The organism is Saccharopolyspora rectivirgula DSM 43747, assembly GCF_000497205.1.
Lineage (GTDB): Bacteria > Actinomycetota > Actinomycetes > Mycobacteriales > Pseudonocardiaceae > Saccharopolyspora > Saccharopolyspora rectivirgula.
This window is the reverse complement of the sequence record NZ_AYJW01000020.1, coordinates 39248-56881: the sequence shown is the minus strand read 5'-3', so window position 1 is coordinate 56881 and position 17634 is coordinate 39248. Positions and strand designations below refer to the sequence as shown.

Sequence of the window (17634 nt, the reverse complement as noted above, 5' to 3'; positions counted from 1 at the left end):
GGGCCTCCCGTGGTTCGGAGTGCGGATGCGGTTGGTGAGACAGCTTGACCTCGGGAACGTTGGTGACGACATTGCGGTGCAGGAGCTCCCGGCTGCGCGCGCACGGCTCCACCGCCACCACGGCCCCGTCAGCACCGAGCCGGTTCAGCACCCGCACCGTCTGGTAGCCGACGTAGGCGCCGACGTCGAGGAAGATCCCGTCCTCGGTGAGCAACAGGTCGATCAGCTCGGAAACTTCCCGCTCCCAATAGGGGTGCGCCGACAGCCACGGGAGCATGCGGGTGTCTTCGGCCGGCAGCTGCAACACCCCCGCGTCGCACAGCACCGGAGCCGTCGCCTGCTCCTCGTCGGCGCTCTCGTGCTCCCGGAGCAGCACGCGTTGCAGCGCTTCGGTGCGCCACAGCACGTCCTCGACGTTGCGGGAAACCAGCCGCAGGCCGTCAGTCAGCACGTCATCGGTCGACCGGCGCTGTTCCAAGGCGTCGAGCCGGTCCACGATGCGCTCCACCGCGCCGGTGAGGGTGTCCAGCCTGGCGGCGAGCTCCTCCACCGCGTGCTCCTCCCCCGCACCGCTCTCCAATGCCTGCAGCTTGCGGTGCTGGTCGGCCAGTTCGACCCGGGTTCGCAACACCCCGTCGTCGACGGCGGTGAGCTGGGCGGCCAGCTGCTCGTCGCGCTGGGCGAGCTGGTCCAGTTCCCTGCGGACCCAGTGCAGACTGCCCCCGTCGAGGTCGGCCTGCCTGGACAGCAGTTCAGCGGCGGTCTGCTCCACCCCGTCGATGACCGAGCGCAGCAGATCGCGGATGTGCTCGTCGTAGTGCCCGAGCACCTTCAGCACCGCTTTGCGCAGCGCGGGGGAAAGAGCGCTGCGCCCGGGGCTGCTCACGTCCGGAGTTCGGTGCAGGGCGTGCCTGGCGATCAGCAACGGGTGCAGCGGGTCGTCGGACTTCCCGTGCCGCTTCCGGGACCACTTGGTCCGCCAAGCGCGGTAGGCCCGCTCGACGTGCTGCCGCAATTGCTGACCGGTCCGGTCCGCGGTTCGAGAGGTCAGCAGGTGTTCCCGCACCGCGGCGGCGGTCTCGGCGGTGCGCTGCGGGTCTTCCGCGAGAGCGCGCAGTTCCCGGGCCGCCGCTTCGGCGTCCGGTTCTCCGGCGCCTTGGCACGGCACCAGGGTCACTCCCGCGCTGCCGAGCAGTGCGGCCGCCGCACCGCGGTCGGAGGTGAGCACCGGGACGCCGCGGACAGCCACGTCCATCAGCCGCAGCACAGCCCGCTCGGATCCGGTGCCGCGGTTCAGCACCACGACGCAGTCGGCGGCGGCGACCAGCGCCATCGGGTCGTAGTCGTCCTCGACGAGCCGGACCCGGGGGTCGGCGGCGGTGGCCAAGCGGAGTCGTTCCGCGGCTTCCGGGTTGTGCCCGGCCGTGCCGATCAGCAGGCGGGCGTCTTCGCGCTCGGGGAAGGCGGCGAGGAAGGCGTTGACCACGCCGATGGTGTTCGTGGAGTGCTCGTCGGAGTGGTCAGCGAAGGTGACGACGACGAACTCCTCCGACAACCCGTAGCGGGCCCGAGCTCCTTTGCGCTCGGGCAGGTCCACCGGGTCCCGCTGGAGGACCGGGAGCTCCACCACCCGCACCGGTCGTCCTCTGCCCACGCGTGTTGCGTCGGAGCCGGGCAGCACCCAGGTCTCCGCGGCTTCCGCATCCGCTGCTTCGGGGCAGACGTCGATCAAGTGGCGGTCCGGGGGCACCGGTGCACCGGGGGTGCAGCGCAGCACCACCGGGTAGTGCGGTTCGTCGGCGGACGGCAGTCCCGAGGCCTGCACCGCGACGCGGACCAGTTCGGCGAGTAGTCCCTCTCCCACCACGGAAACCCCGAGCTGGTCCACCAGGGCGGGTTGGTGCTCCGGCTGGCCGCGAACCGCGCCGGCCGGCAGCTGCCCGTTCGCGACCGCGACGTTGGTGCACCAGTCCCGGAACGCTTCCGCATCGGTGCCGAACGGGTCGGGGAACCGCTGCTGCAGCTCGGGGTCGTCCGCCCAGATCGCCGCGCTCCAGCGGGATGCTCCGGCAGCCCGTTGCCGGTCGTCGGCCGGGGTGCACGCCCAGTCCAGGAACTCCTCGCTCGAGCTGTCAGGTCGGAACGGGCTTCGCGGAGCGGCGCCGTCCAGCCATGCGGAGCGGTACTGCTGCCGCAGCGAGCCCGGGATGGCGTAGCCCTCCGGCAGTTCGTCGAACGGGTGGGGCTGCGGACGCGTGTAGCCGGCGTTGACCAGGGCGTTGTGGTACGCCGCGCACAGTCCTGCCAGGTGCGGGTTGGCGGAGAGCAGCACCCGGGGGCGGTCGCTGAACTCGGCGGACAGGAGCCACGGCCGGTTGGGCTGGAAGCCGGTGAAGTGCACGCTGCGCAGCAGCTCGCCGTCCGCCAGCCAGGTGCCGTCCTCGGCCACGGCCAGTTCCCGCTGCGCGGCGTTCCACACCGACAGGCCCACGCCGGGGTTGCGGATGAGCTGGTGATCGATCAGCGCGGTGGCGGTTTCCAAGCCGGCGGCGGCCGGGTCGGAACTGCTCTGGGCGGCCCAGGTGGCGACGAGCTGCGCTGCTTCCGGTCGGAGGACGAGCATCGCCGGGTCGACCGGTCCGGCGGCGGCCAGGTCGGCGACGCTGGGGCGCAGCCCGTCCGTCGGCAGCGGCCCCAGCAGCCGGGGCACCAGGCCAAGCGGCCGCTGGGGGCTCAGCGAATCGAGCAGTTCGTCGAGGGAGCCGAAGACCTGCACCCACGGTTCGAAGCTGAGCACCGCGTTGCCGGCGGAGAGCAGCTGGTGCACCAGCCGCAGGCGCAGCACCGCCCGCAGTTGGTCAGCGGTGCACAGCATCGCCAGGTCGGCCACTTCGGCCGGGTCCCAGCCGAGTTCTTCGGGGGTGACCGCGTCCTGGTCCGCGTGCTCGGAGCCCGGTCGGTCCAGCAGCACGGTGGTGAAGCTGGCCCCGGGGTGCTGCTGCAGGAAGGAGTCCCGCAGCACCTTCGCGGCTGGCAGTTCCGCCGGGTAGGCGACGGTGCAGCCGACCAGGGGGATGTCCGAGTCCGGTTCAGCCGGCCACTCCGGTTCGCTCGGGAAACCGGCGGACGGCTGTTCTGGTTGCGCCTGCTGATCAGTCACAGGCGCAACCTATCGCCACCCGCGGTGCGGACTGCAGTCAGTCCGCACCAGTCACAGCATCGGCAGCAGACTGCGCAGCTCGTAGGGAGTCACGTGGCTGCGGTAGGCGTTCCACTCCTCCCGCTTGTTGCGCAGGAAGAAGTCGAACACGTCCTCGCCGAGGGTTTCCGCGACCAGTTCGGAGGACTCCATCTCGGCCAGGGCTTCGTTGAGGTTCTGCGGCAGGTTGGCGTACCCGGCCGCTTTGCGCTCCCGTTCGGTCAACGACCACACGTCGTCCTCGGTCGCCGGCGGCAGTTCGTAGCCCTTCTGGATGCCTTGCAGCCCGGCGGCCAGGATCACCGCGTACGCGAGGTAGGGGTTGCAGGCGGAGTCGAGGGTGCGGACTTCGACCCGCCGCGAGGAGGCCTTGCCCGGTGAGTACATCGGGACTCGCACCAGGGCGGACCGGTTGGCGTGGCCCCAGCACACCGCGGTGGGGGCTTCGCCGCCGACGATCAACCGCTTGTAGGAGTTGACCCACTGGTTGGTCACCGCCGAGATCTCGCGGGCGTGGTGCAGGATGCCGGCCACGAAGGCCCGGCCGATGTCGGAGAGCTCGAACGGGTTCTCCGGGTGGTAGAAGGCGTTCTGGTCCCCTTCGAACAGGCTGAAGTGGGTGTGCATGCCCGAGCCCGGCTGGTTGCTGAACGGTTTCGGCATGAACGAGGCCCGGACGCCTTGGGTGATGGCCACTTCCTTGACGACGTAGCGGAACGTCATCACGTTGTCGGCCATGGTGAGCGCGTCGGCGTAGCGCAGGTCGATCTCCTGCTGCCCGGGGGCTCCTTCGTGGTGGCTGAACTCCACCGAGATCCCCATGGCTTCGAGGGTTTCGATGGCGGTGCGGCGGAAGTGCGGTGCGGCGTCGTGGCTGGCCTGGTCGAAGTAGCCGCCGGAGTCGGCCGGGACGGGTTCGCTGCCGTCGTCGGGCAGGTCTTTGAGCAGGAAGAATTCGATCTCGGGGTGCACGTAGCAGGTGAAGCCGGCTTCGCTGGCCTTGGCCAGGGTGCGGCGCAGCACGTGCCTGGGGTCCGACCAGCACGGCGAGCCGTCGGGCATGTGGATGTCGCAGAACATGCGGGCCGAGTAGTGCTCGCCGTCAGGGGTTTCCCAGGGCAGCACCTGGAAGGTGGCCGGATCCGGCTTCGCGACCATGTCCGACTCGTAGACGCGGGCGAACCCCTCGATGGACGAGCCGTCGAAACCGATGCCCTCGGCGAAGGCTCCTTCCAGTTCAGCGGGCGAGATCGCCACTGACTTGAGCATGCCGAGCACATCGGTGAACCACAGCCGCACGAAGCGGATGTCACGTTCCTCCAAGGTGCGGAGCACGAACTCCTGCTGGCGGGTCATGCTGGCAGCCTAAGAGCTGGGGGCCGAGTTCGCGTAACCGGCCTGTGAAGATTTCCAGGTGGTACCGCTCTGCGGAAAGCGGGTGCGGGCCGCCGGGAGCAGCCCGCACCCCGGTCCTGCTCAACGGCAGCGCGTCCCCTCGGGCGGCAGTTCGAGGTTGACCAGGTAGTCGGTCGCGGCCTGGTCAACGCACTGGACTCCCTGCAGGTACACGGTGTGCTGGTTGCCCTCGTAGGTCAGCAGTCGCCCGTGCAGCACCTGGGCGAGCTGCACACCGGCCTGGTACGGGGTGGCCGGGTCACCGGTGGTGGAGATGACCAGGACGGGGTCGAGCTGGCCGGCTTCGGGCGGGTCGAAGTCGCCGGTCACCGGCACGGGCCAGAAGGAGCACGCGTCCCGGGCCGGGCTGGCTCCCCGACCGTCGTCCATGAACGGTGCCGCTTCGCGGTAGCGCCGGTCGATTTCGAGGAACTTCTGCGGGTCGTGCACCCGCTGGTTGTCCACGCAGTTGACCGCGGCGAAGGCGTCCATGGAGTTGGGGTAGCTGCCGCTCGGTTCGCGTCCGTAGTAGGCGTCGGCCAGTTGGAGGAGCAACCTGCCGTCTCCCTGCCGCAGTTGCAGGAGGGCTTCGTTGAGGCCCTCCCACAGGCCGGACGTGTACAGGGCTTGCACCGTCCCGTCGATCGCATCCGAATAGGACAGCTTCCGGTCGCCGACGACGAGCGGCCGGTCCACCAGCGGGCGGGTGAGTTCTTGGTAGACGGTGACCGCGGCGGACGGATCGTTGCCCAGGGCGCAGTTCTGCTGGTCGGCGCACCACTTGGCGAACTCGTCGAAAGCGCCCTGGAATCCGGCGGCCTGCTCGAGGAGGCTGTCAATTGTGGACTGCTCCGGGTCGATCGCCCCGTCCAGCACCATGGCGCGCACGTTGCCGGGGAACGCCTCGGCGTACTCGGCGCCGATCCGGGTTCCGTAGGAGTAGCCGAGGTAGTTGAGCTTTTCGCCCCCCAGCACGGACCGGAGGACGTCCAGGTCTCGAGCCACTTCGCGGGTGCCGATGTTGGCCAGCAGTTCCTCTCCGCTGCGCTGCGCGCACTTGCGGGCGTAGGCCTGCTCTTCCCGCTCGGTCTGGGCGACTCCGGAGGGCGAGACGTCGGCGTCCGAGTCCAGGCGCTCGGCGTCCCACTCCTCATCGGTCAGGCAGCGCACCTGCGGTTCGGAAGCCCCGACCCCGCGCGGGTCGAACCCGACCAGGTCGAACCGTTCGCCCAGTTCTGTGCGGGAGACCGTGTCGGCCAGGTAGGCCGCGGCGCTCATCCCGGAGGCCCCGGGGCCACCCGGGTTGATCAGCAGGGAGCCGATCCGTTGGCCGCCTTCTGCCGGTCGGCGGAGCACACCCAGTTTGATCGTGGCGTCCTGGGGTTTGGCGTAGTCCAGGGGGACTTCCACCTGAGCGCATTCCAGACCGGGTTGGCTGTAGGCCTCGCGGTCGGCGTCGGTGGACGCGTAGTCGGGGCACTCCTCCCAAACGATTTCCTGGGAGTAGAACTCCTCGAGCCCAACTGGAACTGCTCCGGCGGGACCGTTCCGCTCCGTCTTCGGCAGATCCGCCCCGGACCGGTCCCCGTCTTGCGGTTGCGGGGTGCAGCCGGCGGCGGCCAACGCCAGGACAGCTGTGAACACAGGCAGTAAGCGACGCACTGCAAAATCTTGTCATGTGAGCCTGCTCCGTTTCGGCTCGGGCAGATGGCCGAGCCGAGGCCCGATGGGACAAGATGGGGCCATGCCCCAGCTGCGCATCGCACTCGCACAGGTCAATGCCGTTGTCGGCGATCTCGCTGCGAACAGCACGATGATCGTCGACTGGACTCGAGAAGCGGTTGAGCGGGGTGCGCACGTCGTCGTCTTCCCGGAGATGGCCCTGTGCGGCTACCCGGTCGAGGACCTGGCCCTGCGCAAGTCGTTCGCCGCGGCGAACACGGCGGAACTGGAGAAGCTGGCCGCGGCGTTGCGCGACGCCGGGTGCGGTGACGCGCTGGTGGTGACCGGTCATCTCAGCCGCGACGACCACGGCCCCCGCAACTCCGCGTCCTTCCTGTACGGCGGCGAGGTGTTGGCCACCTACCACAAGCACCACCTGCCGAACTACGGGGTCTTCGACGAGGCCCGCTACTTCGCCTCGGGCGACGAGCTGCCGATCGTCCGGTTCCACGGTCTGGACATCGGCGTGGTGATCTGCGAGGACATCTGGCAGAACGGCGGTCCGGTGACAGCCCTGGGCGAAGTCGGGGTGGACCTGCTGCTGTGCATCAACGGCTCGCCCTACGAGCGGAACAAGAACGACCTGCGCACACCGCTGGTCGCCCGCCGAGCCGCCGAGGCCGGCGCGCCGATGGCCTACGTCAACCTCGTCGGGGCCCAGGACGAGCTGGTCTTCGACGGCGGTTCGATGATCACCACCCGGGACGGGGAGGTCCTCACCCGGGCCCCGCAGTTCCGCGAACACCTGCTGGTGGCGGATTTGGACTTGGAAGCAGGGGGGTACACCTCGACGACCGTTCCGGAATCCCCGGGGCCCCTCCGACCGCCGGCTTTCAGCGTGAACCGCCTCGTCGCCCAGCCGAATCCGCTGCCGGCGTACGAGCCGCTGCCGATGCCGGCGGCGGCCGAGCCGCTTCCCGAGCTGGCCGAGGTGTGGTCGGCGCTGGTGACCGGGCTGCGCGACTACGTGCACAAGAACGGCTTCAAGTCGGTGATCTTCGGTTTCTCCGGGGGCATCGATTCGGCCGTGTGCGCGGCGATCGCGGTGGACGCGCTGGGGGCCGACTCGGTGCACGGGGTCTCGATGCCGTCGCACTACTCGACGGAGCACTCCCGTTCGGACGCCGCTGAACTGGCCCGCCGGTTGGGCTGCCACTTCGAGGTCCACCCGGTCGCCGACATCGTCGACGTGTACGTCAACAAGTTCGGCCTCACCGGTTTGGCCGAGGAGAACATCCAGGCCCGGTGCCGGGGCATGCTGTTGATGGCGCTGTCCAACCAGCGCGGCCACCTGGTGCTGGCCACCGGCAACAAGACCGAGCTGGCGGTCGGCTACTCCACGATCTACGGGGACGCGGTCGGCGGTTTCGCCCCGATCAAGGACGTGCCGAAGACCCTGGTGTGGGAGTTGGCCACGTGGCGCAACGCCGCAGCCACCGAGCGCGGGGAGACGCCTCCGATCCCGGAGAACTCGATCACCAAGCCGCCGTCGGCGGAGCTGCGTCCTGACCAGACCGACCAGGATTCGCTGCCGCCGTACGAGGTGCTGGACCGGGTGCTGGACGGCTACATCGAAGGCGACAAGGGGTACGCGGAACTGCTCGCCGAGGGGTTCGACGCGGAACTCGTCGAACAAGTGCTGCGGATGGTGGACCGGGCCGAGTACAAGCGGCGGCAGTACCCGCCGGGCACGAAGATCACGTTGAAGGCGTTCGGTCGGGACCGCCGGCTTCCGATGACCAACCGGTGGCGGGAAGCAGCTCCGAACTAGTCGAACTCCCACCGGCTGTTGCGCCTTCCCGACGTCCGCACCACTTCCGGTTTCTCCGCCGACCGGTTATGCATTACCGGCAGAGATCGGAAGGTGGATGTCATGCGTTGGAAGAGGTTGGGGGCCGTGCTCGCCGCGGCAGCTGCCGCTCTGGTCTTCGGTGCCTCGTGCTCCGCTCAATCGACGAGCACCGGTTCGGCCGAGCCTCCGGCGAGTCGGCTCGACGAGGTGGTGCAGCGCGGTGAACTGCGCGTCTGCACCACCGGGGACTACCGTCCTTTCACCTATCGGGCGGAGGACGGCACGTGGACCGGCATCGACGTCGACATGGCCCGGGACATGGCGCAGCGGCTGGGTGTTCGGGCCACTTTCGTGCCGACCACCTGGGAAACGCTGATCGACGACTTCACCGCCAAGTGCGATGTCGCGGTCGGGGGGATCTCGGTGACCCTGGACCGAGCGCAGCGCGCTTCCTTCAGCACCGCTTACTTGGTGGACGGCAAGACCCCGGTCACCCGGTGCGAGAACGTGCAGCGCTTCCAGACGCTGGAGCAGATCGACCGACCGGACGTGCGGGTGGTCGTCAACCCCGGCGGCACGAACGAGAAGTTCGCCCGGGAGCGGCTGAAGCGGGCGACCATCGTGCAGCACCCGGACAACAACACCATCTTCGACGAGATCATCGCCGGCCGGGCCGACCTGATGATCACCGATGCAGCCGAGACCCGCTGGCAAGCGCACCAACACCCGCAGCTGTGCTCGGTCCACCCGGACCGCCCGTTCACCTTCTCGGAGAAGGCCTACCTGCTCCCCCGGGGAGACGTGGTGTTCCAGCAGTGGGTGAACCAGTGGTTGAACTTGGCGTTGCACGACGGGACCTACGACCGGATCTCCCGCGAGTGGCTCGGCTGAACCGGCCTCGGCGGTGGTGGTGATCTCCGCGATCTCGCCCCACCGCCGATCTTCCTCCAATACCCTGGGGCCCCATGACCGAAGCACAGCCCGTGGTACTCGACGTGGGGAACAAGGCAGCGCGCGCCGTGCTGCTCGGTGGAGCGGTCTCCGGGGCGATCGGGTTGTTCACCTACTACGCCTGCCTCACCGACCAGATCAGCGGCGGCACGGGGACGCTGATCGTCGCGTGGATCATCGGATCGGTCTTCTTCGGCATCGGACTCCTGTGCGCCTTCGGCTGGCGAGCGGCGTCCCGCCCCCGCAAGCTGATCTTCGAAGCGGCGGGGATCCGCTGGGACGACCCCAAGGGCAAGCCGTGGGCGGTCCGCTGGGAGGAACTGGGCGGTGTCGCCGTTTCGCGCACCAAGGAACGCGCGGTCCAGGCGTCCGACCACCTGACCCGGCGGACGATGGTCCGGCTCGACCTGTTCCCGGCCGACCCCGGATTCCGCCAGCGCCACCCGGAGATGGAACACCTGTGGGAGTTCCACCGGGTGAAGAACGGCTACCGCCTTCCGCTCGGCGATGCCGCTGAGTTCATTCCGCTGATCGAACAGGGCATGCACCAGTTCCGCCCGCAGCTCTACCTCGGTGTGCGGGACGAGGGGTTCACCGTCGGCTTGACGTGAACCAGCTCGACCGTTCCGGCGCGGGTGCACCGCTTTGCCCCGCGCCGGCAGCGAGCCCACCATGGAGCTCGCCAGGCTCGGATGGTGGGTTGCGGTGCTGACCGCGGCAGGTGGCGGGTTCGCGTCGTCTTGCTGTGATGTTGGGCGGATGCTGGTCCCGTCGTCCCCGAGGGCGTGCCACGCTGACCGTGCACCGAAGTCAACCCGGGGACCCGCTGGCCGGGCCTCGAGGAAACAAGGACGGTCGACGATGACTGCTGACCAGAATCCATCGGCGCACGGTTCCGGAGAAACCACCGCTCCCTACGGGTCCGCTCCGAAGCGCAAGCGCACGCGGATCCACCACCTGCAGCAGATGAAGGAGCGCGGCGAACCGTGGCCGATGCTCACCTCCTACGACATGTACACGGCGCGGATCTTCGACCAGGCGGGCATTCCGGTGCTGCTGGTCGGTGATTCAGCGGCCAACAACGTCTACGGCTACGAGTCGTCGCTACCGGTGACCGTGGACGAAATGCTGCCGCTGGTCCGCGCTGTGACTCGTTCCGCGGAACACGCGCTGGTCGTGGCGGACCTGCCCTTCGGCTCGTACCAGGCCTCTCCCGAACAAGCGCTGGCCACCGCCTCGCGGTTCATGAAGGAAGGCCGAGCGCACGCGGTCAAGCTGGAGGGCGGCCGGCGGTACGTGCCGCAGGTGGAGGCCCTCGTCGCAGCCGGCATCCCGGTGATGGGGCACATCGGCTTCACCCCGCAGAGCGAGCACGGCCTGGGGGGCTACCGGGTGCAGGGCCGTGGCGAGCAAGCGGCCAAGCTGCTGGAGGACGCGCTCGCCCTGCAGGAGGCCGGGGCCTTCGCGGTCGTGCTGGAAATGGTGTCGGCGGAAGCGGCCAAGCGGGTCACCAGCGAGCTGCGGATCCCCACCGTGGGGATCGGTGCCGGGCCGGACTGCGACGCCCAAGTGCTGGTGTGGACCGACATGTCCGGTATGAACACCGGCCGAACGGCTCGTTTCGTCAAGCGCTACGCGGACCTCGGCGGCATTTTGGCCGATGCCGCCACCCGGTTCGCGGACGACGTGCGCAACCGGGCGTTCCCCAGCGCGGAGCACTCGTTCGAGTAGCGCTGCCCGCGGCGTCACCGCTGCGCAACGGGTGGCGGCGTCCCCTGGCCGAAGGGGGTGCCGCCCAGCTCCTCCCGCCCGTGCGGGGTGCGCCACCCCGAGAGGTCCGGGCCGGCCGGGATGATCCCGGACGGGTTGAGCTGTCCGTGCGTGCCGTAGTAGTGGCGCTTGATGTGGTCGAAATCGACGGTGTCGCCGAAGCCCGGGGTCTGGAACAGGTCCCGGGCGTAGGCCCACAGCACCGGCATCTCGGTCAGCTTGTTGCGGTTGCACTTGAAATGGCCGTGGTAGACCGCGTCGAACCGCACCAACGTGGTGAACAACCGGACGTCGGATTCGGTGATCGACTCCCCCACCAGGTAGCGCTGGTTCTCCAGGCGCTGCGACAACCAGTCCAGTCGCGCGAAGAGCCGTTCGTAGGCCCGTTCGTAGGCCTGCTGCGTGGTGGCGAAACCGCACTTGTAGACGCCGTTGTTGACGTCCTCGTACACCACGGCGTTGATCGAGTCGATCTCCTCCCGCAGCTGCTCCGGGTAGAGGTCGGGAGCACCGGGGCGGTGGTGCTGCCGCCATTCGGTGCTCAGGTCGAGGGTCAACTGCGGGTAGTCGTTCGTCACCACCCGCCGCGATGCCACGTCGATGACCGCGGGAACGGTGTAGCGCCCGGTGAAGTCGGGGTCCGCGGCCAGGTAGGCCTCCGACAGGAAGGAAATCCCGGTGACCGGATCGCGGCCCCCCGGGTCGAGGGTGAAGCGCCATCCGCGTTCATCGCGGATCGGATCGACCACGCCGAGCGAGATGACGTCCTCCAGGCCGAGCAACCGGCGCACGATCAGCGCTCGGTGCGCCCACGGGCAAGCCAAGCTCACCACCAGGTGGTACTTGCCGGGTTGCACCGGCCAGCCGGACGTGCCGTCGGCGGTGATCCGGTTGGTGAACCGGTTCGGCTGCCGCACCCATTCACCGGAACCGGAGGTTTCCGCTGAGAGGTCCACGGGTCCAGTCTAGGGCGACCACCGCAGCGGACCTCGCTGTTCTCCGGCAGCAGCGCCCTCTAGGGTCCAGCACATGGATCTAGGTCTCTCCGGACGCTGCTACCTCGTCACCGGCGCGAGCAAAGGACTGGGCTTCGCCACCGCTCGCGTGCTGGTCGAGGAAGGCGCCCACGTCGTCATCTCTTCCTCTTCCGAGGAGAACACCGCCGCGGCGGTCGCCGCCCTGGGCGAGAAGGCGCGGGGCCTCGCCGCCGACATCACCGATCCGGACAGTCCGCGTCGGCTGATCGACTTCGCTCGCGAGGAGTTCGGCCGGCTCGACGGGCTCTTCGTCAGCCACGGCGGTCCACCACCGGGAACGCCCAGCGATCTGGACGACGACACGTTGCGCCGGGGGCTGGAGATCGCCACCATCGCCCCCATCCGCATGGCTCGCCAGGTCGCGGCCGAGCTGTCCGACGGTGGTTCGATCGTCGTGCTGACCTCCACTTCCGGAGCGGAACCGCTGACCGGTCTGGCCAGTTCCAACGTGGCCCGCCCCGCCACCCAGGGGTTCGTCAAGGATTTGGCCAACGAGGTCGGTCCCCGGGGGATCCGGGTCAACGCCCTGCTTCCGGGGCGGTTCGACACCGAACGCTCCCGGGCGATAGCGGCCGCCGACCCCGACGGGGTGGAGCAGGCCAAGCAGGCTGCCGCGTTGCGCCGGTTCGGCGCCCCTGAAGAGCTGGGCGCGGTGGCGGCTTTCCTGCTCTCGCCGAAGGCCTCGTACGTGACGGGGGCCGCTTGGACCGTGGACGGCGGGCGCCGCGCCGAGATGTAGTTTCAGCCGGCGCGCCGGGCGAGCACATCGGCGTGGCAGGGCTCAGGTGCGCACCAGCAGCCCAGTGCTCGCCCGGTCAGCTCCCCCCTGCGCAGTTTCTCCAGCAGCTCCGGCTGCTGGTCCAGCCACTCCTCGTAGTGCCGGACCATCGCCTCCCGGTCCGTCTTGGCTTCCCGCACGAAGGGACTGGCGAACTCGGACTGCGGCCACGAGTGCCGGTTGCCGGCGTGACCGACGTAGACCAGCAGGCCCTGTTGCTGCAGCCAAGGCACCAGGTGCTTGTGCGGTCCGTTCTTCCGGACGTTCACCACGATCGTGTGGCCGTCCAGCAGCGCGTCGGCGCACTCCCGCTCGTAGTCGCTCCAGCGAGCGGCTTCCTCGGGAAGTTCGATGCCCACCGGTGCCCCACCCCCCGCCTCGACGGTCCGAGTGCTGGAACTCCAGTGCAGGCCTACACGTCGGTGATGCGCAACCCGGCGTGCGCCTTGTAGCGCCGGTTGATGGCGATGAGGTTGGCGGTGAACGCCTCGACTTGGTGGGCGTTGCGCAGGCGACCGCCGTAGATGCCCCGCACCCCGGGGATCGTCGCGGCCAGCTCCCGCACCACGTCGGTGGCTTCCCGGTCGTCGCCGAGCACGAGCACGTCCAGGTCGATCTCGGAAACGCTGAGGTCGGCCAGGGTGACGGCCGAAACGTGGTGGAAGGCCGCGGTGACCCGGGACTCGGGCAGCAGCTGCTCCGCCTGCTGGGCGGCGCTCCCTTCGGGAACCGGCAGCGCGTAGGGGCCCTTCTTGTCGAACCCGAGCGGGTTCACGCAGTCCACCACGATCTTGCCCGCCAGTTCCGAGCGCAGTGCCCGCAAGGTGTCGGCGTGGGCTTCCCAGGGCAGTGCGATGAGGACGATGTCGGCGGCGGCAGCGCAACCGGCGTTGTCCTGCCCGGTGACGTCCCCGCCCGAGGCCTCGGCGATCTCCCGGGCCGTTTCCTGGGCGCGCTCCGCGTTGCGCGACCCGATGACCACCTTCAGGCCTGCTGCGGCCCAGCGGGTCGCCAACCCCCGGCCTTGAGCACCGGTGCCGCCCACCACGCCGATGGTCATCTCCTGCACTCCAGCCACGCCGGCTCCTTTCCGCTCGAGGACGGCGTCCGCCACGCCTCGACGATTGCTCTGCGTTCCACTTGCTGCGCTGGAGATCAAACTACTTCGAAGCTGACCTCGCGCCGAGTCGGGTCCGCCTCCACGAGCCGCACCCTGGTCCGCTGCCCTTCCCCCAGGCCCTCTCCGGTGCAGCGGGCGATCACCGGGGGATCGGCGATGAAGATCTCCCCCGCTTCCCCGTTGGCTGCCCGCAGCACGGTCGCCGGAAAGACCTCCCCCACCCGACCCGCCAGCGACCACGCCTGGGTTTGGGCGATGCAGGCGCGTTCCGCTTGGCTGGCCACCCGGTCGGAGTTTCCCATCAGCGAAGGAAGCTCGGCCAAGGTCTCGGTCACCCAGCTGGGCACTTCCCGGCCGGCGCTGATCGCGAGGCAGACTTCCGTGCAGTAGCGGTCCACCAGTCTCCGCAACGGGGCGGTGACGTGCGCGTAGGAGGCGCCGATGCCGGCGTGCGCGGTGTTGGCCGGCGCGCCGTCGCCGAAAGCGGTGTAGCCGGCGCCGCGCAGCAACCGGGTGGCCGCCGCGTGCACGGCCAGCGCTTCCGGGCGGACCGGGTCCAACCCGGCCAGGACGGCGGCCGGCGGGATCTCTTCCGGCCAGTGCACGCCGATCCGGTTCGCCGACTTCCGCAGCCGGTCCACGGTTTCCGGTTCCGGGGCGGGCACCGTGCGCAGCACGCCGATGCCCGCGGAAACCATCATCTCGGCCGCGCACATGCCGGTGAGCAACGAGACCTCGGCGTTCCAGGTCTCGATGACCAGACGAGGGCGCAGGGTGAGCCGCCAGCCGCCTTTCCCGTCCGGTTCGACCTGCTGCTCGGGCAAGCCCAGTTCGATCGCGCCCCGCCGGAGCGCCTGGGCCCGGCGCAACCGACCGACCTCCGGCAGCAGCTCCACCGACGGGTGCGGCATGCGCAGCTGCAACGACCGCTGCACGGTCGCGTAGTCCAGTTGGGCCACCGAGCGCACCAGGGCGCGAGTCAGATCGACCCGAACCGGGACGCCGTCGCTGTCCAAGTCGAAGGTCCACAGCACCGCGGGACGGACCTTCCCGGGCAGCAGGCTCGCCGCGTCCTCGGCCAGCAGCGGCGGGTGCAGCGGCACTTGCCCGTCCGGGAGGTAGATCGTCTGGCCGCGGCGGCGGGACTCGGCGTCCAGCACTCCACCCGGTGCGATGAACGCCGCGACGTCGGCGATCGCGTAGTGCACCCGGTAGCCCCGTCGGCGGCGCCGGACGAGAACGGCTTGGTCCAGGTCCTTGGCCCCGGGCGGATCGATCGTGACCAGCGGCAGGTCAGCGGCGTCCCAGTAGTTCCCGGTCAGTGGTCGGCCGAGTCGCTGCTTGACCTCGGCCAGGGCGGCGTCCGGGTAACCGGTGGGCAAGCCCAGCTCGGCCCGGACGCCGGAGAAATCCAGCGTGGTCTGCTCGGCGGCGGCCACTCCGGTGCCACCCGGTGGGCTCTCCGCCGCCGCCATGGGAGGTCAGTCCTCCCCGTTCCAGCGCCGATCCGCTTCGTCCGCTGCTTCGGTGCGGGCCCGCGCTATCTCCAACGCTTGGGAGGCGGTTTCCCGGTCCGGGTAGGGGCCGAGTCGGTTCAGCGCTCGACAGCCCGCCTCCGGCTCCACCTTGTGGTGTTTCAAACAGTAGTACCAATTGCCGCTGGCCATACTTCGAGCCTCGCACGGCTGAGCACGTGTGTCACGTCCCGAGCCAGCCGTTCAGACCAAACCCCGCGCGTTGCAGGTGAACCCACTACCCGAAGAGCGGAGCTCACCACGGCTGCGAAGGCGGTGCCGCGGGAGTGGGCGGGGAACCGCCGGGCCCCTGCCGCGGGATCGGGTCCAAGCAGGAGACGAGCACCTGTTTGGTCTCGGGGTTCTCGACGCGGCGCCCGTCCCGCATGCGGTACTCGAGTTCGCCGTCGTCACCGACTTCGACCGTGCAACCGACTTCGGCGAGCTGTTCCTCGTCGAGATCGGTCAACCGCTCGTACCGGGACGGAACCACCCGGTAGATCGGCCACTGCAGGTGCCCGAAGGCCTGGTGGAACTCGGCCAGCAGATTGCGCATCTGCTGCTGCCAAGGCAGCGGCATCGCCTCGGCCAGGGAGCGCGGCAGCACCACGTACCCGGCGTCAACGCCGCGCCGTTCCCGAGCCAGGTAGTCAGCTAGCGGAGTGCTGGAGGCCGGCGGACCGGACCGCCGCGGAATCGGGTCTGGCGTGTACATGATTCAACCCTTCGAAGGTCAGGCCGGGCTCAATTGTTACCGCTGCCCCCCGGCGGCTGGTAGTTCCGCGTTCGCTGCTTCGTCGGCGACTGGCCGGACCGCGGTCGGCAACAGCTCCCCGCCGTCCCACAGTTCGGTCACCTCCACCCGTTCCCCGGGTTGAGGGGCGTGCACCACTTTGTTGTCCCCCAGGTACAGGGCGACGTGGTGGATCGCGTCGGGATTCCTGCCGTGCCCCCAGAACACCAGGTCACCGGGCTGTGCTTGGGAGAGCGGCACGTGCACCCCGCCCTGGAAGTACTGCGTCTGGGAGTACTTCGGGATCTCCACGCCGGCCGCCTTCCACGCCTGCTGGGTCAGTCCCGAGCAGTCGAAGGTGTGCGGGCCGGCCGCGCCCCACACGTAAGGTGCGCCGAGCTTGCCCATCGCGTACTGCACCGCCTTCCCGGCCAGCACCCCGCTGCTGGGCAGGTCGTCGCAGCCGGTCATGCCCTCCACATCGCCTTCCACGCTCACCAGGTAAGCGGCCATCGGCTCCCAGTTGTGGTAGCGGAGCGGGAAGGCCGACCGCTCCACCCGCTGCGCTGCGGTCCCCGGCCGCATCTCCTCCCAGCCGGGCACCTGCAGCAGCACGTCGTAGAACTTGTTGATCTGGTAGTCGATGTCGTTGAGCTGCTGCGGGGTCCCCCAGCCCATCGACGGCCGCATCTGGAAGATGCCCAGGGAGTCCCGGTCCCCGTACGGCAAGTTCGCCAAGTTCGATTCGGTCTTCCCGGCTTGGATGGCGATCTGCCAAGCCCGGGGCGGCAAACCCCGCTCCTTGCCGATCTCGATGATGCGTTTGACGATGGCCCGCGACTCGCTGCTGAGCCTCGCCGCATCCCGCTCCCCGCGTCCCGCGCCTTCCCCCCACGGGCCGAGCCAGGAGCTGCAGTTCCCCCAGGCGGCGTAGCGACCGGCACCGCCGCTCATCAGGACGGTGACCGCTCCGATCCCGACGAGCCCGGCGAATCCGGCCAGGACGACGACCGCGACGACGAGCTTGCGCATCTCAGCCTTCCCTGTCGTAGCCGGCTACTTTCCAGCCATCGGGTGTTTTGATCACGCGGACGTTCAACACGCCGATGTCGGTCGGCAAGCTCACCTTCATCGCGGTCGCGGTGGAGGAGATCGGGGTCACCGGACCGGTTATCGCGCTGCCGGCGTTGGCCGGCTCCACCGTTTGCATGACGGTGATGAATTCGTCGGTGGTGTGCGGGCGCAGGGCGTCCAGCCACTGCTGCTTGGTGCTGCCGGGCGGGTGGGTCACCCACGCCCGGCCCCACTCCTCCACCACCTTCAGCCCCTGCGGATCCGGTGGGGTCGGCGCTGGTGTCGAGGTCGGTACCGAAATCGTCGGCGGCGCCGGGGTGTGCGTGGTGACCGGCGGCACGACAGCGGAGTGCTCCACCGGTTGGCCGGTGTGGTCGCGCTCGGCCTGCGGCAGCGTCCGCACGCCTTGCGGCAGCAGGTAGGCGATGACCGCTCCCGCCGCCACGACCAGCAGCACGGCCGCGACCAGGTGCTTGGGTGAGCGCAACGGCCAGGCCCACAACCGCCGGTACACGGCGGCCCGACCGCGGTGTGTCCGGATCGGCATCA

The 17634-nt window shown here is 69.4% G+C and carries 16 protein-coding genes; 5 read left to right on the top strand and 11 right to left on the bottom strand.

The annotated features are described in order from the left end of the window. The 3 genes from SREC43747_RS0107915 to SREC43747_RS0107905 form a co-directional block, all read right to left on the bottom strand. Positions 1–3160, bottom strand: a 3160-nt coding sequence (locus SREC43747_RS0107915) for a hypothetical protein (protein WP_051387828.1), incomplete at its 3' end; no start/stop codon positions are given. 51 nt (positions 3161–3211) lie between these two features. Next, complete coding sequence (locus tag SREC43747_RS0107910) at positions 3212–4555, bottom strand: glutamine synthetase family protein (protein ID WP_029720623.1); 1344 nt, start codon at positions 4553–4555, stop codon at positions 3212–3214. A gap of 120 nt (positions 4556–4675) precedes the next feature. After that, the gene (locus SREC43747_RS0107905) at positions 4676–6238 is read right to left on the bottom strand and encodes an alpha/beta hydrolase (RefSeq protein ID WP_236623082.1); all 1563 of its coding nucleotides are present in this window, start codon (positions 6236–6238) and stop codon (positions 4676–4678) included. A 100-nt stretch (positions 6239–6338) separates the two neighbouring features. Between SREC43747_RS0107905 and SREC43747_RS0107900 the strand changes: the two genes are divergently transcribed. From SREC43747_RS0107900 to panB, 4 genes are all read left to right on the top strand, one after another. Further along, positions 6339–8087, top strand: coding sequence for an NAD+ synthase (locus SREC43747_RS0107900; RefSeq protein WP_029720621.1), 1749 nt, complete (start codon positions 6339–6341; stop codon positions 8085–8087). Between the two features lie 102 nt (positions 8088–8189). Further along, positions 8190–8999 carry a transporter substrate-binding domain-containing protein gene (locus tag SREC43747_RS0107895; protein WP_029720620.1) on the top strand — a complete coding sequence of 270 codons (810 nt, stop codon included), beginning with the start codon at positions 8190–8192 and terminating at the stop codon, positions 8997–8999. 74 nt (positions 9000–9073) lie between these two features. After that, on the top strand, positions 9074–9670 hold the full coding sequence (locus SREC43747_RS0107890; RefSeq protein WP_029720619.1) for a hypothetical protein: 597 nt from the start codon (positions 9074–9076) through the stop codon (positions 9668–9670). A 250-nt stretch (positions 9671–9920) separates the two neighbouring features. After that, complete coding sequence (gene panB, locus SREC43747_RS0107885; RefSeq protein WP_029720618.1) at positions 9921–10790, top strand: 3-methyl-2-oxobutanoate hydroxymethyltransferase; 870 nt, start codon at positions 9921–9923, stop codon at positions 10788–10790. 14 nt (positions 10791–10804) lie between these two features. Here the strand turns inward: panB and SREC43747_RS0107880 are convergent, their stop codons facing one another. Next, positions 10805–11785, bottom strand: coding sequence for a glutathione S-transferase family protein (locus SREC43747_RS0107880; RefSeq protein WP_029720617.1), 981 nt, complete (start codon positions 11783–11785; stop codon positions 10805–10807). Positions 11786–11858: 73 nt separating this feature from the next. On the opposite strand from SREC43747_RS0107880, the gene SREC43747_RS0107875 reads away from it, so the two are divergent. Beyond that, a complete protein-coding gene (locus tag SREC43747_RS0107875; RefSeq protein ID WP_029720616.1) occupies positions 11859–12605 on the top strand; it encodes an SDR family NAD(P)-dependent oxidoreductase in 747 nt (248 codons plus the stop codon). Between the two features lie 2 nt (positions 12606–12607). On the opposite strand, the gene SREC43747_RS0107870 is transcribed toward SREC43747_RS0107875, so the two are convergent. From SREC43747_RS0107870 to SREC43747_RS0107840, 7 genes are all read right to left on the bottom strand, one after another. Beyond that, positions 12608–13003 (bottom strand): DUF4326 domain-containing protein, encoded by a 396-nt coding sequence (locus SREC43747_RS0107870; RefSeq protein ID WP_029720615.1) that lies wholly within the window; start codon positions 13001–13003, stop codon positions 12608–12610. 53 nt (positions 13004–13056) lie between these two features. Further along, positions 13057–13722, bottom strand: a complete 666-nt coding sequence (gene npdG / locus SREC43747_RS0107865; RefSeq protein WP_029720614.1) for an NADPH-dependent F420 reductase — start codon at positions 13720–13722, stop codon at positions 13057–13059. A 77-nt stretch (positions 13723–13799) separates the two neighbouring features. Then, entirely contained in the window at positions 13800–15239 is a 1440-nt protein-coding gene (locus SREC43747_RS0107860) for an RNB domain-containing ribonuclease (RefSeq protein WP_029720613.1), read from the bottom strand. A gap of 6 nt (positions 15240–15245) precedes the next feature. Next, entirely contained in the window at positions 15246–15431 is a 186-nt protein-coding gene (locus SREC43747_RS0107855; RefSeq protein WP_029720612.1) for a hypothetical protein, read from the bottom strand. Between the two features lie 103 nt (positions 15432–15534). Next, positions 15535–15993, bottom strand: a complete 459-nt coding sequence (locus SREC43747_RS0107850) for a hypothetical protein (protein ID WP_029720611.1) — start codon at positions 15991–15993, stop codon at positions 15535–15537. 36 nt (positions 15994–16029) lie between these two features. Then, positions 16030–17043 carry a C40 family peptidase gene (locus SREC43747_RS0107845; protein WP_051387826.1) on the bottom strand — a complete coding sequence of 338 codons (1014 nt, stop codon included), beginning with the start codon at positions 17041–17043 and terminating at the stop codon, positions 16030–16032. Between the two features lies 1 nt (position 17044). Further along, positions 17045–17632, bottom strand: a complete 588-nt coding sequence (locus tag SREC43747_RS0107840; RefSeq protein ID WP_029720609.1) for a hypothetical protein — start codon at positions 17630–17632, stop codon at positions 17045–17047. Positions 17633–17634: the final 2 nt, after the last annotated feature.